Raw genomic sequence first — 25360 nt, 5'->3', positions numbered from 1 at the left:
TCAACTCGTCTTGGGGCCGGTCTTTAGGAGTTCGAGTTGGTTGACGAGCAACCGCAACGTGTTGCGGGACAGAAGAGCCTCGCGCGATCTGTGTGCCGCGACCACGATGATCACAAGGAGTACCACAAACGTAAGTAGCAAAATGGCGATATCATCTTCCGCCACTATCTGCGGTTTGCTTAGCGCAGAGGGCTTGAGCTTGGACCTGACATCCTCGGGGAGGTGGGCCAATACGCCCTCGGCGAATTCGCGCTGGATGCTCTCGGCGTTCGCAACGGCGATCTTCGCCATCTCGCCAACTGACGCGGCAGTCGTCAGCGCGGGGTATCGCTTTTCTACGTCGGTTTGAAATTCCTCTGCCCATTTATTGAACTTCCGGTCACTAAGGACCTCCGCAAGCATTCGGTTCGAGGCACTGACAGCGCGGGCCGGGACCTTCAGTTGAAATTCTTTTGCGGCAATCCCGGCGGGGTCCGCGTCAAAGGCCCGGCGGAACGCTGGCAGACGCATGAGGTTCATGAAACTCACGGCGCGGCTGGTGAATAGTGGGCCGGTCAGCTCAAGTTTATCAGCCATGAGTTTTCTCCTGATTTGGCGTTGCGGTAGTGTTGCGAATGACTCAGGCACCCTCCAACTCAACCACGGTACGACTTGACCCAATGTGGAGGGAAAATCATTACAGTTCCGTTATCAGATCCGCTGTATACCCTATTTGCGATCGAATGCAACCCCCCAGGGTCGCGGAAATGTAATGTTCGGAGTTCTCTGTTGTGATTTGGCCGTCAATTTAATGAGAGCTAACCCGCCTTGGACGCCTGGCGATCGCAAGGCCCCGATCAGCCTGTTGGAAAGCTCGCAAAAGAAGGCAGGAAGGAATCTCACGCATAACTTTGAGAGATGCGTCCAAACTTTTCCGGGCCGCCACGCGCAAAGAATGCACGCCGATTCGCGTTCGCAATGCTCCAACCTGACATTGCTGGCGAGGCAAAGGTCTAAGAACTCTGCCATATTTACGGAAGAGACTAACCCGCAGTAAGCATGCGGCATTACATTCTCAAAAGCCGAGAAAAACAAGGCTGTCACTCGGCGGCACAAGTTGGCAGCCAGTGACAAAATGGAGGCGGCGGGAATCGAACCCGCGTCCCGCGACACTTCCGTGCAGGCATCTACGTGTGTAGTCGAAGGTTTGAGTCTCGTCACCCAGAGCGTCTATCGACAAGACTCTCTGGGCAACCAGCCGGGAGCATTTTTTAGCCAGCTACGTGCCCGACACGGTAGCTGACGATCCGAAATTGCGACTGACTTTTGGGCGCCTTCGGCGGGCTCCCTCAGTCAGGGTTGCCTAATTAGGCAGCCATTGCGAGATTTGCATCTGCATTTAGATTTTTAGTCAGCTTTTTACGTGGCCAACTGACCAACCACGACACGCCACCTGAACTTCCAATAATCCGGTCGAATCCAATTCGCCCCCAAAGAGTTCACACAGGCTGATGCCTGCTGGAGCTTGCAAACACAGGCTGGAAGCCTATGCCACAAATGAACACAGGCTGGAAGCCTATGCCACAGGCGAATTGTATGCAGGTGGCATGGCTGTGACTAGATGTTGTTCCGCGCGCTTTGGATCTAGATGTCTTGGCGCGGTTGCTCTTGGTCGTCTTCTTTGACGAGCAGATGGTCTTGCACCAAGACGTGGTCGGTGTCGACGTCGTGCGATTCTTCCAAGTACTTCTTGGCACCGTAGTAGCTGCTTTGGTTGCCGTAGCCCTTGTAGCCGTAGCCGTAGCGATACTGGTAGGCGTAACGATAATCGCGGTATCCGTAGTTGTATCCATAGCCGGCTTCTTGCGAGACGCCGTTGACCACGATACCAAGCAGGTTAGCATCGACCGATTCGAGAATGCGAGCCGCGCGAGTAACGAGCGGTTTGACATTGCGGCGGAGTCGCATCGTCAGCACAACGCCATCGACAATGGCGGCGACGGCGCTTGGATCGCTAACGGCCAGCAGCGGCGGGGTGTCGACGATGATGATGTCGAACTTCTCACGCAGCGCGCCCAGCAAGTCGGCGAAGCGCTGGCTGCTGAGCAATTCAGCTGGGTTGCTGGGGCGTTTGCCACCAGGCATCACGGCCAAGCCTGGCACGGAGCTGACGTGAATTGCTTCATCCAATTCGCAACCGCCGGCGACGGCCGTGGCCATGCCTTTATCCGATTCGATGTTGAACAGTTTGGCGATACGAGGACGACGGAAGTCGGCATCGATTAGAAGGACGTTGCGGCCTGACTGCGCCATGGTAACGGCGAGGTTCGACGACAATGTGGACTTACCGTCACCAGGAACTGGACTCGTTACTTGAATAACTTTCAAGTCGCCTGTGCGATTGCTAAAGAACAGACCAGTTCTTACGCTGCGGTAAGCTTCGCTGACGCGTCCACGACTGTGGTGAATCGTGCACAGCGAACTGTCGGCGATATGCTGTGGCTTCTTGATGATCTTGTCGAGTTCCATTGCAGGAATGTGACCGAGCACGGGAGCTCCGATTTCGGCGGCAATGTCTTCCGGATTGCGGAAACTCTTGTCGGCCAGATCCAAGAGCACGGCCAGGCCGGCGAGAATCAAGAATCCGATGGCTCCACCACCGATCAGGTAGGGTGCGATCTTTGGTCCATAGAAGAAGCCAACTTCGCCTGGGCGGTTGAGCTCTTTAAGCGAACGCTGGAACGCAGTAGGTCCCAGCGTCAGTTGCTTGAGCTTCTCAATAGTGACCTCATGGAGGTTTCTGACCATCTCCAATTCCGTATTGGTAGCTTCCACTTCTTGGATGGCACCGTCGAGATCTTTCGATTTCTTTTCGGCGGCCTTGATCATGTCCTCCAATCCGATGCGCTCGCTATCGAGCGCAGCTAGATTTTCAGCGATGGCATTCATGTGAATTTCAAGCCGTTCGGCGGCGGTGATCGGTTTAAAAATAGGCTGTGAACCTTCGGCTTTTTTGCGATCAGAGAGTTTCTGCGTAACTTCAGCTTCGTGGGCGCGCTCAGCTTGTCGAACGGATTCAATCTTCTGCTTGACCGCGTCGATCTGCAAACGCAACGATGCTAATCGAGGATGCCCCTCGCCCACGGCGCTAAGATACTGTTTTTCTTGAACCTGCAGTGGGAAAAGCTCACGCAGCTCCATCTGCTCTGATTCCAAGCGTTGCGAAGCAAGTGTGGTTTCCAGGGTGCTATTAGCCAGATTGTGAGAATTGTTCAGATCCACATGTTCAGTATCGGTCAGTAGCAGCAAGATCGAGCCGGGATCTTTTTTCTGTTCGATAGCTTTTTGGGCGCGGTCAAGTTTAGCCACGATGCCGTTGCGTTCAATTTCGATCGACGCAACCTTGGACTTATATTTCTGTATCAATTCGGCGTGAGGATTTATTCCGTTCCCTTCAGAGGTCCACATGATTGGTTCGTCAATGCGCTCGCGGGCCGCTCGCGTTCGCTCCGCGAGCGTCTTCATTTCTTTCGACACTCGGTCTTGAGCGGTAGTCATCAGTTTGTGGATTTCCAGACCGATCGTTTTATATTCTTCCGAGAGGTAATCTTGATAGGCAGTCACAATCGCGTTGACAACTTCGGGACTTAGCTGCGCGTCATCGCACACGAAATTGACATTGATCAGGGAGGTGTTGGAGTCTTTAGCGGCTGGCGAAACCGACAGTCGGCGGCCACCGGCGACAAAGCCGGCAATGTAGTTGGCGTCACGCCCTTTGATGGCTGGCCGATCTGAATTGACCAATTTCTCCGCCGCCAAACGCAGCACGCGTTCGCTGCTGATTACCAAGGATTCGTCCTGGCGTGTGACTTGCATCACTTCTTCAGCGTTATAGGCCTGGTTGCGATTTGGGGCAGTCATGGGAGATTGAACCTGCACCAAGGCTGTCGCGATGTATAGCGGAGGCAAGGTGGTGTAATGCAGATACCCCAAGGCCATGCCGATAATCGAACCCAGGATGGGCAAAAATTTCCATCGCCAAAGCACGCGAACGATATCAAATCCTTGCGGCTCGGCCGAGGCAACCGCGCCAGTCGTTCGCGCTGGAAGTTGAGCGTTACTGGTGTGAATGTCCATCTTCGATGCGTTCCCTTTGATCTAAAAACCACCAAAAGCTGAGGGGTAAGCTTGCGCTTTGCAGAGCGATACCTTACGACCTACTATAGTTTCCATCCGAGAGGTGAGTGGTTTCGGTTACTCAACTTCAACGGATCGTAACTTTCTCTGGCCGCACATCCGGCGCAATAGGATTTCGTTGCATCTGAAGACGAGGGCACCGCTGCTATGGAAATGTAAGAAGTGCTCCCTTAGGGGATCCCCCCAGCAATGCGTCTCAGAGCACGTTTCCCTGCGCCCGGCGGTCAATCCGCTCTCATCCAAATTGTCACCCAAGATATCGTTGGGCACCTACCGGATTTGAGCGGTTCACTCCGCAATAAGGTACTCAGGATTATAACGCATCAGATATTGGGGTCCACAACGCGGAGCCATTCTTCAATCTGAATCTCGGACTTATCCTTATCCCCAGAAGTAGGGGCATTGAGTTGGAACCGGCGGAGCTCCTCGATGGCTTTATCGTTCTCACCCAGTTCGCGCAAGAGTGTTGCATACCGCAGTCGTCGTGCATAATTATCGGGGTCCAGCCGACTGAGCTGCTCCAAGTAGCGCAACTGTAATTTGGTATCTTGCTTCTGCTTGGCAATCCAGACCAGTGCTTCGTAACCATCCAGGCCTACTGTACCCTCCAAAGGCTGGGAGAGTTTTTGATAGACGAAGTCAGTCAGTTGTTTGGCAAGGGGAAGAGCCTGTTGGACCGGATCGGTTTTGGTGCTCGCCAGATCGTTGAGCGTCTTGGCAGCGGCGGCCATGGCCACGATGTCATTGGGATCAAAGAACTTTACAAGTTGGTCAATTCTAACATCAACGGCGATCGCTTTGAGTGTGTCTCGATTTAGACGAGCCGGATCTGCGGACACAGCTTTCCCTATCATCTTCAAACCATGATCGACCCAGCCATCGCGCATAGCCAAGATGCCCACCTCGGTCATCACCGTGGTATTGTTACCGGTCAGTCGTTCCAGGTTTTCGAACAGCAAGTTCAACTCATCGGGGCTGAGCCAGCGGAGGTTGGTCGAGTAGATGCCCCAAGCCGCTCGATAGTCCATGGGGCATGCAAGTAGGGCACGCTGAAACCTGGCAAAACTGGCGGCCGCTAACTGCATGCCGTATTCGTCAGAAAGGACCGCTTCTCGCAGTGGTTGGATTTCGACGTCTGTTGAGCGCAGCACCATCGCCAAGGTCGTGGGGTTGGAATAATCCCACTTTGCCTTGGTTGAAAATTCTGTCCCCCATTCGATTGTCATAGTAGCGCTGAGTCGCCACAGCAGTTGTTCGATCTGGGCAGCAACTAACCCAACCTCAGGGTGATTGGGGAAGGCAACTAGCGCCCGCTTGGTGGTCTCGGCGAGCTCTGCTGAGTTGTTTTCGAGCTCTGAAAACTTGGCTGCGAACTCAGCGGATGACACATCGTGCAATTTCAGTAGATCAGCCAGATTTCCAGCGGTAGCATAACCAGCTAGCGGCCCTTGACCTAGAAGCATGCATATCAGGCTAACGCCGCCAATCAAACTGTGCCCCAGCAGCTTACCGCGAGTTGGCACGCGTACTCCCAGGCGAGCAACCTTACGCGCATCGAATGCATCGACTCCCAGTTCTTCCAGTCGAGCCTGGTCATGCTCGACACGTCGGCAACGTCCCAGGAACGCTCCCAGGAGAGCGCAATAAGGCAAGAAGACTCCAGGCAAAATCAAGCTGAAATCCACCAGTGATTGAATCAGGATCGCCGTGGTGGCGAACAAGACACCGGCCAGCATCAGCTGCTCTTTCTGCAATCCACTTTGAACAGACAGCTGCCGAGAGACTAACCATGCGGTAGCGATGGCCAGCACCAATCCCGGCAAACCGGTTTCCATCAGCGCCTCCATCGGCAGGCTTTCCGCGTGCTGAAACCAGACCGCGGGACCGCCTTGTTGATATGGCAAAATTGCGAAGCGGAAGGTCCCCAAGCCGCAACCTCCCAGCCAATAACTGGGCATGGCCATCAAAACGTATCGCCACACCACCAGTCGAGCGTCTTCGCCAGAATGAATAACGACGTTGAGCTGGTCCATGCGATCGACCAGGGGCTTGCCGATCTCCAAGAATGAGAGCAAGCCTAGAACACCAACCAGCGCCATGCCCGCAATCGTCGAAGCTTTAGTCAGCCCACCTCGACTTCCGAGTGTCAAACAGAAGGTGACGATGCCTGCAACGACACAGGCGATGATGCCCCCACGCGAAAACGTTGCCATTGTCGCTACGAACATAAAGACTACGACGCACATGCACGCAACAGCCGTCGAGTTAAGATCAATAAAAACGTCTTCCAGTCGATTGCGCAATCGGCCGACCCAGGAAGTACCGGGATAGGTGACGCGATACTCTTGCCGCCGTTTGCGTTTTTGCGATTTGAAGGCAGTTCCCAGCACGACGAAGGTCGCGCCGATGCAAGTAGCGTAATAACCTGGAGCCGAGTTTCTGGAAACGAACGTCGCAAAGATCGACTCAGAGTTAGGCATCGGTAACAAGGTCTTGTGAGAAACGTTGACCAACTGATACAAGCCTACAAAACCGTTCAGCACGCCACTAATGGCTATTACCCCAGCCAAGACCAGCACCCAGCGGGTACTCAGCAGAAGCGTGGCGGCTGACCACACTGCTACGGTCGCCACCGCCAGCACAGCCAACGAGGCCCGCGTTTGTAGTGGAGCTACGCTGATGGTGCGATAGTTCGATTGATCGGTCCAGGACGACCGCTCGGGCGTGGGCTGAAGATCATTAGTGTTGATGACTTCTGGTGGATGGTTCTCAACCGCAGCTTGAATTTGATTGACGTAGCGAGTCGCACTAGAAAAAGTACCGCTCAAAAAGGCCGGTTGCGGGGCCACTTGCACAGCTACCAGCAGCATAAAGGCGACCATCAGATACGACAGTCGCACGCAGCCGGCAGTGCGCCGCGGAGACAGTAAGGTCGAAAGCCACGTGAGGGCAGCCAGCCACAGGCCTGCCGTGACCAGCCAAGTCTGAGATTGCCACTGGGCACCGCCGTACCACCAAGGGGCAGCGGTGAGCATGAGCAGCAGAATCAGGCGGGCCAGCCAGCTCGATGCGTGAAATAGTGCCAGGCGAAGTTTATCCAGCACTGTGTGTTGCTCCGTATAGGAATTCTGTCGGCTCCGGATTTGCAAAACCACCCGTGGCTATCTGTCAGAGCCAAGTTATTTTGTCGAGCATGATCGCTCGCAGCGATCCATCCAAGTGGAGGCGCGTGAATGTGTGACGATTCTGCCGAAGAGTTGGTAATTTGGGTTGATTTGTCCACCTGTACGCGTTCTGACCCCATGCTGGCAAAAGCGCTCGGACCCCAATAAATGGCAGATTTGTTCAACTCGTTACTGCTTATCAGGCGATGAAAGAGCCTAGCTGATCCCTCGCCCAAACGCGGCGAGATCAATCCTGATTGCCGAACTCTACGCCCGAGAAGCGAGGTCAGTTCGGCAGGCGGATTACCAACACCAGTCACTAATCAGCACTGATACTTTGGGGGCAAAGCACGATGCGCGCGGAATCTAGGGCCCACGAAACTACACGCCAAAGCGAAGCCGTTGGGCTTAAACGCCGACATGCTCGCCGCTTACCTGGCCGCTGGCGACTGTTTGTCATCGCCAGCCTGGCCATGCTGACTGTCGGCAGTTCAAGCGGCTGCAGCTCGTTTTCAAACATCAGCCAAAATTTCAGATATAGTCCAGCATGGAACGACGCCGCCACCAAGATGCGGCATCGATCCATGTCGTCCAAGAGCTGGCATCGTCACAAGAACCGCTACTGCAACGAAGCGTGCATGAGCGACTTCTGCGATGGCTATCGCCAAGGTTTCGAAGACGTGGCCGGCGGCGGCACCGGCTGCACGCCGAACTTTCCGCCCCGCGACTATTGGGGCTGGCAACATCAATCGGCCGAGGGTCAACGCAAAGTTTCGGCATGGTTCTCTGGCTACCCGCATGGAGCTCGTGCGGCCGAAGAAGAAGGCGTGGGCAGCTGGTCCCAGATTCAAATGTCCAGCAACCTACAATCTCAATACGTGACGGCCGGCATGCTACCCAACCAAGGTCACGCCGTCTATCCGATAACCGAGCCAATGAAGACGCCGCCTATGGGTGGACCTACACCAGCTGGTGCTCCGCAGGCTGCAGCGCCAATGCCCGGAATGCAGACGCCCATGCCAATTGGCTCCAATGTAGGTCCCGTGCCCGAAACACAAGCCAGGTTTCCAGGCACGGACCAAGATGGATCGTTTGGTCAATTCGGTATGGCCACACCTTACGCACAGCAACAGTAATAGGTAAGCAGACGGCCCATCGAGTCAACTCGATGGCTCGTCGATTCCCAGGTCGACATCAACCAAGCCGTTCATTTTTCGAAACACAATCCAAAGATCCTACCCTGTTCACAGGAACAGGTTCTCTGGATTGGGCAGCAGGGATGCCACGATGATTAAACTTGCCAAACACGTTAAGACCAAGCTATTGGCAGTCATGCTGCTGGGGGCGGGTGCATCGGGATGCACCTCGATTACCCAGCCGATTAATGGCGTGCCTGCCAATCGACTGCCGCCGCAATTCTTCCAAGAAGAGAAGAACGCGCTGGTTCCAATCGATTTCTCTGTCCTGGGACAAGAACCACCACGACAATATGTGCTCGACAAAGGCGATGTAGTAGGCATTTACGTCGACCGCGTACTGCCGTTCACCGAACCGGATGCAGTCCCGGTCATGCCGCCTGTGAATTTTCCAAGCGAGAAGAGCACACTGCCACCGTCCACAGGCTTTCCCTTTACGGTACTTGAAGATGGCACGATTTCGCTGCCTTTGGTGCGTCCACTCAAGGTGAAGGGCCTGACTCTTGATCAAACACGCGACTTGATCCGCAAGTCTTATGTTGAAGCCAAGATCTTGATGGAAGACGGCAATCAAATGGTCAGCCCAGTGGTGACCATGATTCGCGAGCGATCTTATAACGTCGTCGTTATTCGCCAAGACATGGGCTCGATCGGACAAAACTTTGGTGGCGGTGGTCGTGGCGGAGTTCAGGGTGCGGACGAAAGCGCTCGCGGAAATGTAGTTAAATTACCTGCCTACCAAAATGATGTGCTCCATGCACTGATGGAAACTGGTGGTTTGCCTGGTATAAATGCGAAGAACGAAGTAAAGGTGTTGCGAGCCAGCAAAGCTGACCAAGCGGCTCGAGCAGCTTTCCTAAAGCAGTACGCAGAGATGGTGGCTGCCCACTGTGATCCATGCAGCTGCCCGCCGCCACTCCCGGATGATCCAACCGCCACTCGCATTCCGATGCGACTTCCTGCTGGAGTGCTACCAAGCGTTGCGCCAGAGGACGTGATACTTGAAGATGGCGATATCGTGTTGGTCGAAAATCGAGACAACGAGTTCTTCTACACTGGTGGATTATTGCCGGGTGGACAGTGGGCACTGCCGCGTGATTACGATCTTGATGCTTTAGGTGCCATGGCCATTGCAGGTGGCGGTATTGCTGCCAACAATCGCGGTGGTGGCGGCCTCCTCGGCGGTGCTCAGGGTATTGGGGGCGTACCGCCTGGACGCCTCTACATCCTGCGACGCACGCCGTGCAAGGGGCAGATAGCGATTGAAGTCGATTTGGCTCGGGCTATCAACAATCCCTCTGCCCGACCAATTATCCAACCCGGCGACACTTTGATCCTGCAATACCGTCCAATCGAAGAGGCCCTAAACTTCGGATTGGGAAGCTTCTTCACCTTCGGTATCCAAGAAATACTCCGTAACCGCTAGGCGATCCCTACAGCCTTAACCTAACAAAGCCCGCAGTGCTCGCCGACTGCGGGCTTTTCTTTTTGGCAGCATTGGTGGAGTTCTTTCCCATTACCCACAGACTGTTGGCCAGTTTGTTTTGTTCGATTCTACCCAAAGCGCTGCACAAATCGTCTCAATTGGATTAAACTACCTCGCAGGTCAAGTTGCCGTGGTCGAAATTGTCGTGCGCCCGTAGACGAATCGTCCCGCAGTAATGAGTATCGAAGGACCCCTGGGTTGTCCCCAAAACCCCGGTGCTGTCTTCAGAGCCCGTACGCTTTGAAGCGATGCCAGAAGAAGCCGCGAGACTCCCGGAATGCCAACATTCATAACCGCGCTGGTCGGAGCATTCATCGCTGCGTTGTTGATAACGCCGTTGGTACGATCCTTGGCGATCCGCTGCGGAATTGTCGATCGCCCGGATCCCCGTCGTAAGCTCCACGTTAGAGTCGTTGCCCGCGCAGGTGGTGTCGGTGTCCTGTTGGCGACGCTGGTCGGTTGCGGCTTGGCTCTGATTCCATACTTTCGCCCCTTGACGCTAGACAATATCTACCCCTTTGCGGGTGTAGTCCTGGCGATGCTGGGCATTTGTGGCTTGGGGCTGGCCGATGATATCTGGACGTTGCGTGGGCGGCAGAAATTATTGGGGCAAATTGTGCTGGCCGGCGGGTTGGCAATGGCCGGCTTTGTTGTGCATTCCGTACGTTTATTCGGCATGGATCTCCAGCTCGGGATTCTGGCTGTTCCATTAACGATTGTTTGGTTGCTGGCCACCACCAATGCACTTAACCTGATCGATGGTTCGGATGGATTGTGTTCCACGGTAGGAGCCGTCATCACCGGCTCGCTAGGAGTTATGGCATACTTGGGCGGCCACGAAGCCGAAGCGGCTGTCGCCTTTGCCATGTGTGGGGCGCTCATTGGATTCCTGGTATTCAACTTTCCTCCGGCCAGCATTTTTCTTGGTGATTCAGGCAGCTTGCTGGTGGGCATGATCTCCGGAGCGTTGGCACTGCGTTGTGCGCTCAAAGGCCCAACGGGTGTCGCCATGATTGCTCCGCTAGCCATCTTGATCGTCCCCCTGTTTGATTCGGCGATGGCCATTGTGCGACGGAAACTAACCGGTCGGAGCATCTACACGACTGATCGGGCTCACTTGCATCACAACATCAAGGAACGCGGTTTTTCCGATGTGGGCCTGCTGATTGTGGCTGGTCTCCTCTGCGGTTTTGCGGCCGTGGGTGCCATCGGCGGCAGCATGATTCGCAATGAAATCGTCGCCGATATCATCTCCGCTGTCGGGGCGGTCGGCGTGTTGGCGGTCTTGGTGGCTTCGCGCGTATTTGGATTCGCCGAGCTAATGCTGGTGGTTCGCAAGATGAACGAATTCGCTCACAGCATGATGCAACCAGCGACCACTGCTGGAGAAGTCGTTCGCCATCAGGCAGTGCGGTTGCAGGGCTCGCGAAACTGGGAAATTGTCTGGGCGACGCTAACCGAGTTTGCGGAACGCCAGGAACTAAGCAAAGTTCATCTTGATTTGAACGTACCCTGGCTTCATGAAGGCTTCCATGCTACTTGGCAGCGAAGTCGTATGCCTGATCGCTTGGAACGCTGGTCCACCTCCCTTCCCATTCATAGCGGCGGGCAAGTCTTCGGACGATTGGATATTACGGGACCGGTGCCCACTGGCCGCAACTTCGAAGCATTGACGCAGCTTGCAAATATTCTCGAAGATCTAGAACCTCAAATCGAAGCCCTGCTAAGCGACTCGCTCGAGCCTGCAGTGGTCTCGATTGGCACCGAATCTCTTCCTGCGGCTGGTAGTGATATCACGTTGTCGCCGAGCCGCGCCTCTTAGCATGCAGTCGGGTCGAGCAAGTTGCAGATCACGTACTTTGGCTGGCTTCGGTTGCGGCACTCGCTCGTATGCACGGGCTTTTCTGAATGTGCCGCCTCAAAACCCCCATTATCGCGGGTCCCTAGCGCACTCGCCACTTCTTACCCAGGCGTTAAAGCCTGCCCAGTTCCTAGTCTTTTAACAGGGCGACACGCCCTACTATATACCTGATCCTTCTCGCTTTCCTAATCCGCCACTAAACTCTAGCAATGTCCGATCTAATGCGATTGCCAAAGCTTTGGCTCTCTCGTCGACCGGGCCTCCGAATCATAACGCAACAGCAGCGACTGGGCAAAAACGGGATAAACGCCACCCACGGGAACGAAGTGCGCGCCCAGAGCACCAAAAAATCGCTTTTCGTTCCCTACCCTAATGCATACCATTTAGTAACGATCCTGTAATCACAGCCGATACACCGCTTCCGGACTCCCGATGCCCATTCTGTCCCAAGAACCTGACATCTACCCCGCCGATCTGCTCAACAGCCAGCAGGCTGTCGAGTCGCCATGGTGGGCTGTGTACACCTTGGCTCGTCAGGAAAAGAAGTTAATGCGTCTGCTGACTAAGTCAGCGATTGCGTTTTACGCGCCGATCATTCCGCGACGCTATCGATCGCCGGCTGGTCGTGTGCGGACCACTTACGAACCATTGTTTGCCAACTATGTTTTTTTGTGTGGCGATGAAGTTGCCCGACACAATGCCGTATGTACGGGCTGCGTCAGCCGCTGGATGCCCGTAGGCCAACCCGTTGATTTAGTCGAAGATCTTCGACAACTGCACTCACTGATTGCGATGAACGCACCGCTGTCGCCTGAACGACGGCTGGAGCCAGGCACCAAGGTTCGCATTCGTTCTGGCCCATTTGCCGGCTACGAGGGAATCGTGTTTCGACGCGACCGAGAAACTCGCCTGCAAGTCTCCGTCCGCTTCATGGATCAAGGCGTCTCGGTAGCCATTGAAGACTGTCAGCTCGAAAAAGCCTGATTGCCAGATCCCTGGCCGATGCACTATAGTCGGCATCGAGCGACTGACCACTGGGCAATTTTGATTGCCGATACCGTTGATTAAGTCAAACCAATAACTTCCCGCATGCTACCTTCGCCAATATTCATCGCTGGACACCGCGGCATGGTCGGATCGGCTGTGGTACGCCGCTTGGCAAGCGAAAGTAGTGTCGAGGTGCTATCGCAAACCCGAGACCAACTGGATTTGCGAGACCAAGCGGCAGTGACCGCTTATTTTCAGCAGGTCAAGCCAGCAGCCGTAGTCTTCGCGGCCGCCAAAGTTGGTGGTATTCAAGCCAACAACACCTATCCAGTTGAGTTCCTGACCGACAATCTTCGCTCCCAGTTGGCGACGATGACCAGCGCTTACGAAACAGGCGTCCAACGTTTTCTGTTCTTGGGCAGCACTTGCATCTATCCACGCCTGGCCGCTCAGCCGATTACGGAAGACCAGTTGCTGACCAGTCCACTGGAGAAGACAAACGAAGCCTATGCGCTAGCCAAGATTGCGGGATTGAAGCTATGTGAATACTATCGCCGCGAGTATGGCGTTTTATTTCACAGTGCAATGCCCACCAATTTATATGGACCTGGCGACAACTATCACCCCGAGCACAGTCATGTCCTGCCGGCTATGATCCGGAGATTTCACGAAGCCGCCCAAAGCCAAGCTCAGGCGGTAACAATTTGGGGGACTGGGACCCCTAGGCGCGAGTTCTTATATGTTGACGATTTAGCCGATGCGCTGGTCCACTTACTGAAACTTCCTTCGCCACCCGATTGGATCAATGTTGGATCGGGAGTCGATTTGAGTATTCTAGAGTTGGCCCGCCTGGTCGCGCAGACCGTCGGGTACACTGGCCGCATAGAAGTGGATACCTCCAAGCCAGATGGTACGCCCCGTAAGCTGACAGACATTAGTCTCCTGCGTTCTACGGGATGGATGCCACGCGTTACGCTGGAGGATGGATTGGCAAAGACTTACGCAGCCTTTTTGGCTGAGACTCAATCGCATACGAGACGAGAGCTATGAAATCAGCATTGATCACGGGCATTACCGGACAAGACGGATCGTACCTGGCCGAACTGCTGCTGCAAAAGGGCTATCAAGTTCACGGAATCGTCCGTCGCTCAAGTAGCTTCTCTACTGGTCGTATCGACCACCTCTATCGCGACGTTCACGAAAAGCCACAGTTGCTATTGCACTATGGAGACCTGACCGATGGCCAAGCCCTGACCAATCTGGTGCTCGATATCCAGCCTGACGAGATTTACAACCTGGGCGCGCAAAGCCACGTACGCGTCTCCTTCGATCAACCGGTGTATACGCTGATGAGCGATGGAGTGGGCGCGCTGAACGTCTTAGAGGCTGCCCGTCTGCTCAATAAAACCAAACCCGTGCGCGTCTACCAGGCCAGCAGTTCCGAAATGTATGGCATGGTTTTGGAAACGCCACAAACGGAAACAACTCCTTTCAACCCACAGTCGCCCTACGCCTGTGCCAAGGTCTACGCCTTCTTTCAAACGATTAACTATCGGCGCAGCTATGGTCTGTATGCCTGCAACGGGATCCTATTTAATCACGAATCGGAACGTCGTGGCGAAACCTTCGTGACCCGCAAGATCACCCGAGCCGCCACGCGCATCAAGGTCGGCCTGCAAAAGAAACTCTACCTGGGTAACTTGGATGCCAAACGCGACTGGGGTTACGCCAAAGACTACGTAGACGCTATGTGGCGCATGCTGCAACAGGACCAGCCAGAGGACTTCGTAATCGCGACCGGCGAAACTCATACGATCAAAGAGTTTCTCGACATGGTCTTTGGCCAACTGCAACTGGATTGGCATGACTACGTCGAAGTTGATCCACGTTACTTCCGGCCGGCCGAAGTCGATTTGCTACTTGGCGATGCCACGAAGGCCAAACAAAAATTAGGCTGGACTCCAGCCACCGATGTACGCGAATTGGCTCGCATCATGGTCGAACATGACCTTGAACTGGCCCAACGTGAATTGCATGCTGAGAAGTTCCAAAGCGCTTAGATTTACACTCCACATTCTTTTCGCGCCGCAACTCAAATCCCCAACCATCTCACAAGTTGATACAGACGCCCGAGCATACGCTCGGGTAGCTCTGTAGTCGTTCTTTTTTTGTTCAGTGGTGCTCATCAAAGGGGAACTCACGTCGACGCGTTGGCTTGACGTGAATCACCTTTATCGTAGCGAGCTAGACAACGTTCACGCCCTTTCGTTCTAGTCAGTGGTAGCTATATGAAGATCTGTTGTATCGGTGCCGGTTATGTCGGTGGCCCCACCATGGCCATGATCGCAAAACAATGTCCCGACATTGGCGTTCATGTCGTCGATTTGAATCAAGCGCGCATCGACGCTTGGAACTCTGACGATCTGCCCGTGTACGAACCAGGCCTGGATGAAGTCGTCAAGGAAGCGCGCGGTCGCAACCTGCATTTCTCGACGAGAGTAGATGAGGGAATCGCCGAAGCGGACATGATCTTCATCGCGGTAAATACGCCCACCAAGACTTTTGGTATTGGAGCCGGACGAGCTGCCAATCTGGAATTTATAGAGAAATGTGCGCGCCAAATCGCACGCGTATCACATGGCCACAAGATTGTCGTCGAAAAGTCAACGTTGCCCGTGCGCACCGCCGAAGCCGTGAAACGCATTCTCGAAAGCGCAGGCAACGGCGCTACCTTTGATGTGCTCAGCAACCCCGAATTTCTGGCCGAAGGCACAGCGGTCAAGGATCTGCTAAATCCAGATCGCGTGCTGATCGGTGGCGAAACCGCCCAGGCGGTAGACGCGCTGGCCAAAGTTTACGGTCGTTGGATTCCGGCCGATCGCATCTTGACGACCAATTTGTGGAGCAGCGAACTTTCGAAACTAACTGCCAATGCTTTCTTGGCCCAGCGCGTCTCCTCAATCAATGCGATCTCCGCCCTCTGCGAAGCAACCGGCGCGGATGTTGACGAAGTCGCCCGGGCTATTGGCACCGATTCACGCATCGGCCCCAAGTTCTTGAAGGCTTCGGTCGGCTTTGGTGGTTCCTGTTTTCAAAAGGACATTCTGAATCTGGTCTATCTGTGCGAACACTTTGGCCTGCGCGAAGTAGCCGCCTACTGGGAACAAGTCGTCAATATGAACGACTACCAGAAACGACGATTCGCTGAACGCATCGTCAAGACCATGTTCAATACCGTTTCCGACAAGTCGATTGCCATCTGGGGATTTGCGTTCAAGAAAGACACCAACGACACTCGCGAATCAGCCGCGATTCACGTATGCCGCGATCTGCTGCGAGAACGAGCCCGACTGAAGATTTACGATCCACGTGTCTCGGCCGAACAAGTCAAGTCCGAATTGACCTACATCATGACAGACGCCTCTGGCGTAATTTCGGAAAGCGATCGCGGCTTGATCGAGAAGAACGTCACCGTATCCAAGAGTGCTTATGCGGCGGCCGAAGGCTCACACGCAGTGGCCATTCTGACCGAATGGGATGAGTTCCGCACGGCCGACCTCAGACGCGTTGGGGCTTCGATGCAAAAGCCCGCCTTCATGTTCGATGGCCGCAACGTTATTAACAGCACAGATGCCAAAGCCGCCGGCTTTGATTTTCACTGCATCGGTCGCGCATAATGTGGCATAGGCTTCCAGCCTGTGTGAATAGCCAGAACTACCATCCAACATGAAGTTACTCATCACCGGAGTCTGTGGCTTTGTCGGTTCGACACTAGCCTCCGCTTTGCGTGCGTCCGATCCTGCCTTGCGTATCGTAGGCATCGACAACTTCTCGCGCAGCGGAAGTTGGCGAAACAAGGATCGCTTGGTGGCTGAAGGTGTCGACGTCATTCACGGTGACATTCGCAATCAGAGCGATGTAGATTCGCTGCCCCCAGTCGACTTCGTGATCGACGCCGCGGCCAATGCGAGTGTACTGGCGGGGCTAACCGGTGCCAGCAGTCGACAGTTAATCGAGAACAATCTGGCGGGCACTGTGAACCTGCTCGAATACTGCAAACGTCATCAAGCTGGCTTTGTATTACTCAGCACCAGTCGCGTGTACTCGATCATCCCGCTCTCTCAGATGAAGACGGTTGTTGAGGATGACGCTTATCGACCATTCGAAGCCGATCTGCCTGAGGGTGTGAGTCCCGAGGGAATCACTGAACGGTTCTCCACTACAGCTCCAGTATCGCTGTATGGGGCTACCAAACTGAGTAGCGAACAATTAGCGCTAGAATACAGTCATGCGTTTGGTTTCCCAGTATGGATCAATCGTTGTGGGGTCATGGCAGGCGCAGGCCAGTTTGGCAAACCAGACCAGGGTATCTTCGCGTTTTGGCTACATGCCTGGCGCGAGAAACGCAACTTAAAATATATTGGCTTTGACGGACTGGGCTATCAGGTTCGCGATTGCCTGCATCCTCGCGATCTGGCTTCGCTGGTCGCCAAGCAGATCATCACTCGCAACGATGGTCGACCTCAAGTTATCAACGTTTCAGGCGGTATTGAATCGACCCGATCTCTGGCTCAGTTGTCGGCGTGGTGCCTGGAGCGCTGGGGCGAGAATACAGTTACCTCGGATGCGACGCCGCGTGCTTACGATTTGCCGTGGGTCGTGCTCGACCACTCACTCGCAACCTCGTTGTGGGCTTGGCAGCCAATCACCAAGACCGAAGCTATTTTGACGGAGATCGCAGATTTTGCCGACTCAGATCCCAATTGGATCGCCATGTCGCGCTGAGCCCCCGCGATAGTTAACTCACGTAATGCATCAACTTTTCATCCGATTGTTTTCCGAGCGGTTGGTTCGCTTCTTGTTCTTTGGCGGCTCCGCCGCTGTAGTGAACCTGCTGCTAATGGAGTTATTGGTCAAATATCTCCACTGGGACACGACACTCCTACGCAATGCGGCCAATGTGGTTTCGGTCGAATTGTCGCTGCTCTATAGTTTCTTGGTTTACCGTATTTTCGTATGGCGTGATGTCGCTGACAATTTCCAGCGCAGCTGGTTCGAACAATTAACCCGTTATCACTTTTCAGCCGGCACCTCGGTACTCATTCGCTGGTGTCTGTTGTTCCCAGTGCTCGATGGATTCGGCGTGGACTATCGCATCAACACGATTCTGGGTGCCGCATTTAGTTGCATGATCAATTACGTACTCTCCAATCGATTCGTGTTCAATGCGCATCCAGAAACGGAATCCCAAGATTTAGGGTCTGAGGCAGTTTGATGACGCCTCTCACTGCATCCGACATACCTCGCACTGGTGCAGATCCCCTGCATCTGTTGTCGATAATCATTCCAGCTAGAGATGAAGAAGGCTGCATAGCATCCACAGTAGAGCATCTACATTTGGAACTGCGTTTGCAAAACGTGCCTCACGAGATAGTTGTGGTTGATGATGGTAGCCAGGATCGAACCTGGGAGATCCTCTGTGATCTCAAAACGCGATTGCCAGAGCTGAGTCCGCTTCAAAATCATGGTGAACATGGATTCGGTCGAGCGATCGTGTGGGGCATTGATCATTGTCAGGGAGATGCGGTCGTCATTATGATGGCTGACGAATCCGATGATTGTCGCGATGTAGTGCGTTACTGGCAGCTATTGAATCAGGGTTTTGACTGCGTGTTCGGTAGCCGTTTCATCAAGGGTGGTGGAGTGATTGACTATCCCTGGTTGAAGCTGCGACTGAATCGGCTAGCCAATCGCTTCATCAAGACGATCTTCCGAGTCAAACTCAATGACACAACCAATGCATTTAAGGCATACCGCAAGACAACTCTTGAGGGCTGCAGACCATTTCTTTCACCACATTTTAATTTGACTGTTGAATTGCCGCTAAAGGCAATCGTACGAGGATACAGTTGGACAACCATGCCGATAACTTGGCGCAATCGCCGCACCGGTGTGGCCAAGCTCAAGATTAAAGAAATGGGCAGTCGCTACTTTTTTATCGTCGCTTACATTTGGCTGGAAAAGTACTTTAGTCGTGGCGATTACGTAAAACATGAGATTGTACAACTGCCCGATGCCATATCGAGCAATGAGACTGGAGCGCAGGCGTGAGCGGTCTGGCTATGGCGCTAGGCCAGGCTCTCCTCGTGGGCGTACTGGCAGTTGTACCCGGCTTGGCATGGCGAGTATCTTTGCCATCGCACGTTCCACATAGGGCGTCGCTAAGTCTTTTGCTTGGCATGTGCTCATTGGCGTGGTTGATCCAGCTCGTTTACTTGTTTGGTGGGCAGGTCAACTTGGCCTTAACCCTGTGCGCACTGATCTTCGGCCTCACATTAGTTGCATTCAGGCGCAACCTGCCAATAGCCCTCAACGAATTTCGCTCTCAATTGCTTTTGAGCTATGTGATCTTCTTTACCGTGTGTTTGTTAGCCAGTTCGCTTGTGGTTTGGCCGGCGGCCGGGCCGTGGTCATCCGACTGGCTGGCTACGTTCCTGCAGCTTGAAGTAGTCTGGCAACGCGAACCACTGCGTGAGTGGTTACTTGCGCGTCCACCCATGTTTGCTTCTTTGGCAGTGCCGTACTTGGCTTTTATGGAACCGTTACATGCCTTCCAGTTAAGCTTGTGTGCAGCCAGCGCCGCATCGCTTTTGTGCGTACGAAGCTATGTGCAGTCGTTCTCGTCTAAGAGATTACCACTCATCGCGTTCCTCGTTCTGTTTTGCGCTTCGCCCTTCTTTTTGGTTAACCTTACGGCGTTTGTGCCTAAGTTCATACAAGCCACGCTGATAGTAGGTGCGTTCCTCTTGATGCGAGATGCGCGTGATCAACATTTGGCCAATCGCATGGCTTTGAGTAGCTTGTTGTTGGGCTTGGCCATGGAATGTCACCATTCGAGCGTGGCTTACATATTCGCCATTGGCATGGGATGGCTGTGGGTCGGATGGAAACAGCCACAGCAACTTATGCGAGGTATCGCACTCGCAGGTGCCATGGGACTAATTGTGGTGGGTCTCCCGGAATTGCGCAAAATCTCACTCTATGGACTAGACGAAATTGCCAAGTACAACCCCAGCAAAGCCATGCGTAGCCCTGAACCAACTTGGTTCGTGATGTTAATGACGCTTGAATGTAAATTTTTGGGATATCAATTTCTCGTTCCTCCGTACATTTGGCTTAAAGACCTGTCGCTAAATAATCTCAAATCTGTCGAGCATTACGTTTACTGGTTTTGGATAATTTGGCTAGGAATACTCTCCAACACTTTCGCATTCGTCATGCTGCCCTTTCTGTTTTCGTGGAAGCGATTTCAAGAGTATGGCAATTACCTTCGAGATCATGTGCCCCCCATACTCTTGGTCGGTGCGGCCATAGCGATATTGGTCAACTGCGTACTCAATCCGTATTACATTTCCAGTGGCAACGTACATTGTGGCTCTACGGCACTAGCCCTGGCGCTATTGATCTTGGCCATGGCATGGCTAGCGGAACGGCCGACGTTATTGATGCCTAGTCTATGGGCTACCCTCGTCTTGGGCGGCCTGCCTTGGGTCCTGTGGCAATCGATTCAGTTCTCCAAAGTACTGGCACTGGGCGGTTACCAAGTAAGCGGTGAAGTGCTCGATGACAATCTGGATCACCCCGCTTTGCTTAGTATTTCGCAAGAGCCTTGGGGCTATAAAGAGTGGCCTTGGCTGCCACTAGTTTTATGCCTCGCCTTGACTCTCATCGTTTGGCTTGAACGCAAATTAAGTCGCCAGGTCGCAAGTTTGCAACCAGCCGCCCTCTAGCGTTACTCTCATCTTCGCGGATCTCCTCCATGTATGACATTGCGATCGTTGGCTTGGGTTATGTTGGCTTACCTTTGTGTTTGCAGTTTGCGCGCAATGGTTGCCGAGTGTTGGGACTGGATATCGATCCATCGAAGGTCGATGCCCTTACCGCTGGTCAGTCTTACATACACCATATTTCTGCCGCTTCAGTAGCTGAACAAATCACTGCTGGTCGATTGGCAGCGAGTACTGATTTCGCACTAGTTGGTCAATCGGCGGCGGTTGTGATCTGCGTGCCGACGCCACTGAACAAGAATCGCGAACCTGACATTTCTTATATCCTGAAAACCGGCCAGGCCATTGCCCCCTATTTAAAGCCCGGTGTTTTGGTTGTTCTGGAATCGACCACGTATCCAGGCACAACCGATGAAGACCTGCGTGAAGTTCTCGAAGCAGGTTCTAAGCTCAAAGCCGGCAGCGATTTTCATTTAGCCTTCTCGCCAGAACGCGAGGATCCGGGCAATCCCGATAGCAAAGTGGCCAAGATCCCCAAAGTTGTCGGAGGTCTGACTCCTGTGTGTCTCGAAAAAGCCGTCGCCCTGTACTTGCGAGCCGTCGAGAAGGTAGTTCCTGTCAGCAGTTGTCGCGCGGCGGAAGCCACCAAACTACTCGAGAACATTTTCCGCAGCGTGAACATCGCCCTGGTTAATGAGCTAAAGGTCGTCTACGGAGCAATGGGGATCGATATCTGGGAAGTCATCGAAGCAGCCAAGACTAAACCCTTTGGCTACATGCCGTTCTATCCTGGCCCTGGCTTGGGTGGTCACTGTATTCCAATCGACCCTTTCTACTTGACCTGGAAGGCTCGTGAGTACGGACAACCCACGCGCTTTATCGAACTAGCGGGCGAAATCAACACTTCCATGCCCCAGCATGTGATTCGACGCCTGGCCGAGGCGCTCAATTGTCACCGCAAGCCACTCAACGGTAGCAAGATCTTAATCGTCGGCTTAGCCTATAAAGCCAACGTCGACGACGATCGGGAATCGCCCGCCTATACCTTGCTGGATCTTCTCAAGGCAGCCGGTGCCGAGGCGGCATACCATGATCCGTATGTCCCCGCTATCAAACACACTCGCGAACATCCACACTGGGCTGGCACCAAGAGTGTTGCCTGGGATCGAGCGACAATCGCTTCGTTCGACGCAGTGCTAATCGCCACAGCCCACGCGAACGTCAATTACGGTGAATTGGTCGATTGGTCACAACTGATCATTGATACACGCAACGCGACCCGTGCCTTTATGCCCAACAGCAAAATCGTCCAAGCCTAAAGTTTGACCTGACGACATCACGATCTTAAAGCACACTATGCATCACTTGATTACAGGCGCAGCCGGCTTCATTGGCAGTCACTTGACAAACTGTCTAGTGGCAGCTGGCAATAACGTCTCTGCCTTGGACGACTTCTCGCTGGGTCGCCGCGATTACTTGGCGCACCTCAGCGGCGACTCTACATTCCAACTATGGGAAGTAGACCTGCGCGACGGCGCGACGACCAATGCAACTTTTGCCGAAGCAGTCGCTTGGGCAGGTATACCTGACGTAGTCTGGCATTTGGCTGCCAACAGTGACATTCCTGCGGGAGTCGCTAATCGTGAAGTTGACTTTGGCCGCACGTTTTTAACCAGCAAGTGCGTACTTGATGCGATGAATCATGTCGGTGCCAAACAGCTGGCCTTTGCGTCAACTTCAGCCGTATATGGTGAACACCCTGATCTCCTGACTGAAACAACTGGTCCGCTGCTCCCGACCTCAAACTATGGCGCTGCCAAGTTGGCTGCCGAAGCCTTTATCAGCGCAGCGTCAGAAGTTTCGCTCGATCGCAGTTGGATCTTCCGTTTTCCCAACGTCGTGGGTCAGCATGCCACCCATGGTGTGATTTATGATTTGATTCACCGCTTGCGCACCAAACCAGAGAGCCTGAGGGTGCTAGGCGATGGAACGCAAGCCAAGCCGTATCTGCATGTGTCGGAACTTGTGGATGCCATCATTTTCATAGTGCAACATGCAAGTGAGCGACGCAACCTATTCAATATCGGTCCAGGAAGTCAATCGACTACCGTGCGATTCATTGCTGAAACCGTCATCCACAAAGTATGCGGCGACTCGCCGCTCCCAATCGCGTTCACTGGCGGAGATCGCGGCTGGGCTGGCGATGTACCTAAGTTTCAGTTCTCAACCGACCGCCTGGCCGCTTTGGGTTGGACTCCAAAGCTGAATTCGGATCAAGCGATCGTCAAGGCTGTCGCCGAAATCGCCGACGAAATCTTGGCCGCGTCGTGAAGATAAGAAGCTCGGTTTAGGCTACGTGCAGCTGGATTAGCGGATCATAAACGTACTGTGAAGCGACAACTAATTATCGTAGCCGGTGGCAAAGGCACTCGCTTGGGAGAGCAATTTGGTAATCTTCCAAAGTCCCTGGTTCCGCTGGCCGACAAGCCTATTCTGCTTCATCAGCTGGAATGGGCTCGCCGACAACGCTTTGAACTGATTGAAATCTTCGCCGGTCACTTAGGCGAACAGATTGTCAGTTTTGTTCAGCAACTGAACTGGACTTTACCGCAAATCACCGTGCATATCGAAGAGCAGCCACTGGGCAACGCTGGCGCAGTCATGCTGGCTCTACCACACCTGGAAGAACGCTTTACAGTTATCTACGGTGACCTGCTGCTGGATCTGAACGTGGACCGGATGGAAGCCTTTCATCTCAAGCAACAGGCTGACTTTACGACGGTTGTGCATCCCAACGATCACCCTTATGACTCTGATATTATTCAGTGCGATGCTAGTTGGCGTGTACAACAAATTCACTTGTATCCGCATCAAACGTCCAGTTCACTGCCTAACATGGTCAATGCAGCCATGTACATGATCCAGCGCCAAGCGTTGATGCAGAACTTTGTCGCCGGCGGCAAAGCAGACTTCACCAAGTCGATTGTGCCTGGCCTATTGGCCGCCGGCGCGCATGTCGCAGCGTACCTCACCAACGAATATATCAAAGACGTGGGCACACCCGATCGCCTGATCAAAGGGGCCAAGGATCTGGCTAACGGCGTGGTGCGCTCCGGCGATGATATGCATGGTCGAGCAGTGGTCTTTTTAGATCGAGATGGCACGCTCAATGAAGATGATGGCCATATTAATTCACCGCATAAAGTCCGGCTGTTGCCAGGAGTGCCCGAGGCGCTTAAGAAACTACGCTCAGCCGGTTATCAATTAGTGATCGTTACCAATCAACCCATGATTGCGAAAGGCCAAGCGACGGAAGCCGAATTGCAGTTGGTCCATCAAGAACTCGAGTGGCAACTCGGACTACAGCGAGCGTTTGTGGATCGCATATACTTCTGTCCCCATCATCCAGATAAAGGGTTTCAAGGCGAACGAGTTGACTTAAAGATCGACTGCCAGTGTCGCAAGCCAAGGTTAGGCATGTTTCAGCGGGCGTGTGAGGAACTGGATGTCGATCCTACTCGCAGTTGGATGATTGGCGACCGCACCGTGGATGTCGAATTCGCTCAACGCGCAGGCTTGCGCTCCGTCTTGGTTCGTACTGGTGACGCGGGCCAGGATGGAAAATACCAAGTCGCGGCTGACCTGACGGCAGACTCACTGCTGCAGGCGGCTGAGTTGATTTGCAGTGAACCGGCTCAATCGGAAAGCATGTCTTCCAAGTGATCATTTCGCAGACGCCATTACGCGTGAGTTTCCTGGGCGGTGGTTCCGACCTGCCAGCGTTCTATCGCGAGCATGGAGGAGCCGTGCTCTCGACGGCCATCGATCAATCGGTGTACGTGACTGTCAGCAAGAAGTTTGATAATGCAGTTCGCGTGAGCTACTCGCGGACAGAAGAAGTCCCGCACGCTGGCGAAGTCCAGCATCCACTGGTACGCGAAAGTATGCGATTGCTAGGTATTGAAGGCGGAGTCGAGATCACTTCGGTGGCGGATATCCCTGCCAAAGGCACTGGTCTAGGCTCCTCTAGTTCGTTCACAGTAGGCCTGTTGCATGCCTTGCACGCCTTTGTCAGCCGCTATGCCAGCGCTGAACGCTTAGCGAGCGAAGCGTGCCAGATTGAAATCGAAAAATGCGGCGAGCCGATCGGCAAACAAGACCAATACGCGGCGGCCTACGGCGGTTTCAATTTCATCCGCTTCAACCCGGATGATACCGTAGTCGTCAAGAAGGTAATCATCTCGCCGTCGATGCTGGCGGAGATTCAATCGCATTTGATGTTCTTTTACACAGGTATCACGCGCAGCGCCTCGCAGTTACTGGCTCGTCAATCGGAGCAGGTCAAAGGGTCCGGTAACGCAGCCCAGGCTACCCTGCGCCTGGTAAAACTGGCAGAAACCGCCTGCAGTGAACTGTCTGCCGGTCGCATCGAAGTGCTGGGAAGTATGCTGGATGAAAGCTGGCAGCTGAAGAAGACGCTCACTGAAGGCATCACCAACGAGGTCATCGAATCCGCTTACACCACGGCCATGCGAGCCGGTGCCAGTGGTGGCAAGCTGCTGGGGGCCGGCGGTGGAGGCTTTCTGATGTTCTTTGTACCGCCAGCCAACCAACCCGCCGTGCGGTCCGCCCTGGCTCCCATGCGTGAAACTCCTTTTCAACTGGTGCCTTACGGCAGCCGCATCATCTTCGTTCACTAACGG

At 53.9% G+C, this 25360-nt stretch carries 18 protein-coding genes and 1 other RNA gene; 15 read left to right on the top strand and 4 right to left on the bottom strand.

Annotated elements, in window-relative coordinates; all coding sequences use genetic code 11:
• The 4 genes from SH573x_RS03605 to SH573x_RS03590 all read right to left on the bottom strand — a co-directional run bounded on the left by SH573x_RS03605 (position 1) and on the right by SH573x_RS03590 (position 7280).
• Positions 1-576 carry a hypothetical protein gene (locus tag SH573x_RS03605; RefSeq protein ID WP_479352964.1) on the bottom strand — a complete coding sequence of 192 codons (576 nt, stop codon included), beginning with the start codon at positions 574-576 and terminating at the stop codon, positions 1-3.
• 536 nt (positions 577-1112) lie between these two features.
• Positions 1113-1471, bottom strand: a transfer-messenger RNA (tmRNA) gene (gene ssrA, locus SH573x_RS03600).
• A 152-nt stretch (positions 1472-1623) separates the two neighbouring features.
• Positions 1624-4116, bottom strand: coding sequence for a polysaccharide biosynthesis tyrosine autokinase (locus SH573x_RS03595; RefSeq protein WP_479352963.1), 2493 nt, complete (start codon positions 4114-4116; stop codon positions 1624-1626).
• 383 nt (positions 4117-4499) lie between these two features.
• A complete protein-coding gene (locus SH573x_RS03590) occupies positions 4500-7280 on the bottom strand; it encodes an O-antigen ligase family protein (RefSeq protein ID WP_479352962.1) in 2781 nt (926 codons plus the stop codon).
• 413 nt (positions 7281-7693) lie between these two features.
• On the opposite strand from SH573x_RS03590, the gene SH573x_RS03585 reads away from it, so the two are divergent.
• The 15 genes from SH573x_RS03585 to SH573x_RS03515 all read left to right on the top strand — a co-directional run bounded on the left by SH573x_RS03585 (position 7694) and on the right by SH573x_RS03515 (position 25357).
• On the top strand, positions 7694-8476 hold the full coding sequence (locus SH573x_RS03585; protein WP_479352961.1) for a hypothetical protein: 783 nt from the start codon (positions 7694-7696) through the stop codon (positions 8474-8476).
• Positions 8477-8627: 151 nt separating this feature from the next.
• Positions 8628-9962, top strand: coding sequence for a polysaccharide biosynthesis/export family protein (locus tag SH573x_RS03580; RefSeq protein ID WP_479352960.1), 1335 nt, complete (start codon positions 8628-8630; stop codon positions 9960-9962).
• A gap of 337 nt (positions 9963-10299) precedes the next feature.
• Entirely contained in the window at positions 10300-11844 is a 1545-nt protein-coding gene (locus SH573x_RS03575; RefSeq protein ID WP_479352959.1) for a glycosyltransferase family 4 protein, read from the top strand.
• Positions 11845-12315: 471 nt separating this feature from the next.
• Positions 12316-12867: a transcription termination/antitermination protein NusG gene (nusG, locus tag SH573x_RS03570; protein WP_479352958.1), complete on the top strand. Its 552-nt coding sequence runs from the start codon at positions 12316-12318 to the stop codon at positions 12865-12867.
• A gap of 105 nt (positions 12868-12972) precedes the next feature.
• The gene (locus SH573x_RS03565) at positions 12973-13920 is read left to right on the top strand and encodes a GDP-L-fucose synthase family protein (protein ID WP_479352957.1); all 948 of its coding nucleotides are present in this window, start codon (positions 12973-12975) and stop codon (positions 13918-13920) included.
• Positions 13917-14930 (top strand): GDP-mannose 4,6-dehydratase, encoded by a 1014-nt coding sequence (gene gmd, locus SH573x_RS03560; RefSeq protein ID WP_479352956.1) that lies wholly within the window; start codon positions 13917-13919, stop codon positions 14928-14930. The genes SH573x_RS03565 and gmd overlap by 4 nt, the downstream gene beginning before the upstream one ends.
• Positions 14931-15158: 228 nt before the next feature.
• Positions 15159-16547 (top strand): UDP-glucose 6-dehydrogenase, encoded by a 1389-nt coding sequence (locus SH573x_RS03555; protein ID WP_479352955.1) that lies wholly within the window; start codon positions 15159-15161, stop codon positions 16545-16547.
• 49 nt (positions 16548-16596) lie between these two features.
• Entirely contained in the window at positions 16597-17655 is a 1059-nt protein-coding gene (locus tag SH573x_RS03550; RefSeq protein ID WP_479352954.1) for an NAD-dependent epimerase/dehydratase family protein, read from the top strand.
• Between the two features lie 25 nt (positions 17656-17680).
• On the top strand, positions 17681-18145 hold the full coding sequence (locus tag SH573x_RS03545; RefSeq protein WP_479352953.1) for a GtrA family protein: 465 nt from the start codon (positions 17681-17683) through the stop codon (positions 18143-18145).
• Positions 18145-18981 (top strand): glycosyltransferase family 2 protein, encoded by an 837-nt coding sequence (locus tag SH573x_RS03540; protein ID WP_479352952.1) that lies wholly within the window; start codon positions 18145-18147, stop codon positions 18979-18981. Before SH573x_RS03545 ends, SH573x_RS03540 begins: the two co-directional genes overlap by 1 nt.
• 137 nt (positions 18982-19118) lie before the next feature.
• On the top strand, positions 19119-20660 hold the full coding sequence (locus SH573x_RS03535; protein WP_479352951.1) for a hypothetical protein: 1542 nt from the start codon (positions 19119-19121) through the stop codon (positions 20658-20660).
• A gap of 29 nt (positions 20661-20689) precedes the next feature.
• Positions 20690-21976 (top strand): nucleotide sugar dehydrogenase, encoded by a 1287-nt coding sequence (locus tag SH573x_RS03530; RefSeq protein WP_479352950.1) that lies wholly within the window; start codon positions 20690-20692, stop codon positions 21974-21976.
• Positions 21977-22013: 37 nt separating this feature from the next.
• The gene (locus SH573x_RS03525; RefSeq protein WP_479352949.1) at positions 22014-22988 is read left to right on the top strand and encodes an NAD-dependent epimerase/dehydratase family protein; all 975 of its coding nucleotides are present in this window, start codon (positions 22014-22016) and stop codon (positions 22986-22988) included.
• A gap of 57 nt (positions 22989-23045) precedes the next feature.
• The gene (locus SH573x_RS03520; RefSeq protein WP_479352948.1) at positions 23046-24380 is read left to right on the top strand and encodes an HAD-IIIA family hydrolase; all 1335 of its coding nucleotides are present in this window, start codon (positions 23046-23048) and stop codon (positions 24378-24380) included.
• Entirely contained in the window at positions 24377-25357 is a 981-nt protein-coding gene (locus SH573x_RS03515; RefSeq protein ID WP_479352947.1) for a GHMP family kinase ATP-binding protein, read from the top strand. The genes SH573x_RS03520 and SH573x_RS03515 overlap by 4 nt, the downstream gene beginning before the upstream one ends.
• Positions 25358-25360: the final 3 nt, after the last annotated feature.

This window comes from Rania fehmarnensis (assembly GCF_056494185.1).
Note: the sequence above shows the minus strand (reverse complement) of the source record. Positions and strands in the feature narration are given on the sequence as shown.

Bases quoted from the DNA above. Each gene is read 5' to 3' on its own strand.
- SH573x_RS03580 (WP_479352960.1), top strand. From the start codon at position 8,628: ATGATTAAACTTGCCAAACACGTTAAGACCAAGCTATTGGCAGTCATG.
- SH573x_RS03585 (WP_479352961.1), top strand. From the start codon at position 7,694: ATGCGCGCGGAATCTAGGGCCCACGAAACTACACGCCAAAGCGAAGCC.
- gmd (WP_479352956.1), top strand. From the start codon at position 13,917: ATGAAATCAGCATTGATCACGGGCATTACCGGACAAGACGGATCGTAC.
- SH573x_RS03605 (WP_479352964.1), bottom strand. From the start codon at position 576: ATGGCTGATAAACTTGAGCTGACCGGCCCACTATTCACCAGCCGCGCC.
- SH573x_RS03565 (WP_479352957.1), top strand. From the start codon at position 12,973: ATGCTACCTTCGCCAATATTCATCGCTGGACACCGCGGCATGGTCGGA.
- SH573x_RS03575 (WP_479352959.1), top strand. From the start codon at position 10,300: ATGCCAACATTCATAACCGCGCTGGTCGGAGCATTCATCGCTGCGTTG.
- SH573x_RS03595 (WP_479352963.1), bottom strand. From the start codon at position 4,116: ATGGACATTCACACCAGTAACGCTCAACTTCCAGCGCGAACGACTGGC.
- SH573x_RS03545 (WP_479352953.1), top strand. From the start codon at position 17,681: ATGCATCAACTTTTCATCCGATTGTTTTCCGAGCGGTTGGTTCGCTTC.
- nusG (WP_479352958.1), top strand. From the start codon at position 12,316: ATGCCCATTCTGTCCCAAGAACCTGACATCTACCCCGCCGATCTGCTC.
- SH573x_RS03525 (WP_479352949.1), top strand. From the start codon at position 22,014: ATGCATCACTTGATTACAGGCGCAGCCGGCTTCATTGGCAGTCACTTG.
- SH573x_RS03530 (WP_479352950.1), top strand. From the start codon at position 20,690: ATGTATGACATTGCGATCGTTGGCTTGGGTTATGTTGGCTTACCTTTG.
- SH573x_RS03555 (WP_479352955.1), top strand. From the start codon at position 15,159: ATGAAGATCTGTTGTATCGGTGCCGGTTATGTCGGTGGCCCCACCATG.
- SH573x_RS03550 (WP_479352954.1), top strand. From the start codon at position 16,597: ATGAAGTTACTCATCACCGGAGTCTGTGGCTTTGTCGGTTCGACACTA.
- SH573x_RS03540 (WP_479352952.1), top strand. From the start codon at position 18,145: ATGACGCCTCTCACTGCATCCGACATACCTCGCACTGGTGCAGATCCC.